Origin of the sequence: Bacillus coahuilensis m4-4, from assembly GCF_000171615.1 — a bacterium.
GTDB classification, from domain to species: Bacteria; Bacillota; Bacilli; order Bacillales; family Bacillaceae_K; genus Bacillus_T; species Bacillus_T coahuilensis.
In genome coordinates this window covers 1-675 of the sequence record NZ_ABFU01000089.1, presented here as the reverse complement: position 1 = coordinate 675, position 675 = coordinate 1, and the positions used below count along the sequence as shown (strand labels likewise).

Below are 675 nucleotides of genomic sequence, written 5' to 3'. Positions count from 1 at the left end.
CCGGCCGCTCGCTCTTCACGGCGTAGAGGATCGGGCCGATCAGCGGCACATCCATCAGCTCGTCCAGGGTGAACAGGCCGGCGGTGACGCCGTCGTCGACGTCGTGATTGTTGTAGGCGATGTCATCGGCCAGGGCCGCGACCTGGGCCTCGGCCGAGGCCCAGGTGTCCAGACCCAGGCCATAGTCGTTGTCGTACCGCTGGATCGCCTTCCACGACGGCTTGCCCAGCTTGTTGGTCACCGGACCGTTGTGCTTGATGATCCCCTCCAGCGTTTCCCAGGTCAGGTTCAGGCCCAGGAAATCGGGATAGCGGTGCTCCAATTCGGTCACGACCCGGAAGGTCTGGACGTTGTGGTCGAAGCCGCCGTAGTCGCGCATCTGGATCTCGAGCTCGTCCTCGCCGGCGTGACCGAAGGGCGGATGGCCCAGGTCATGGCCCAGCGCGATGGTCTCGGCCAGATCGCTGTCGAGGCCGAGCGCCGTCGCCAGCGAGCGCGCCACCTGCGCCACTTCCAGCGAGTGCGTCAGGCGGGTGCGGAAATTGTCGCCCTCGTGCGCCACGAAGACCTGGGTCTTCTCCTTCAGGCGACGGAAGGCCGACGTGTGGATGATCCGGTCACGATCGCGGGCGAACGGGGTCCGGGTGCGGCTCTCATCCTCCTGGAACCGACGGC

The 675-nt window shown here is 66.5% G+C and carries 1 protein-coding gene; it reads right to left on the bottom strand.

Annotated elements, in window-relative coordinates; genetic code table 11:
* Positions 1–675: dGTP triphosphohydrolase (gene dgt, locus M44_RS26580; RefSeq protein WP_155815010.1), on the bottom strand; the 675-nt coding region annotated here is incomplete at both ends.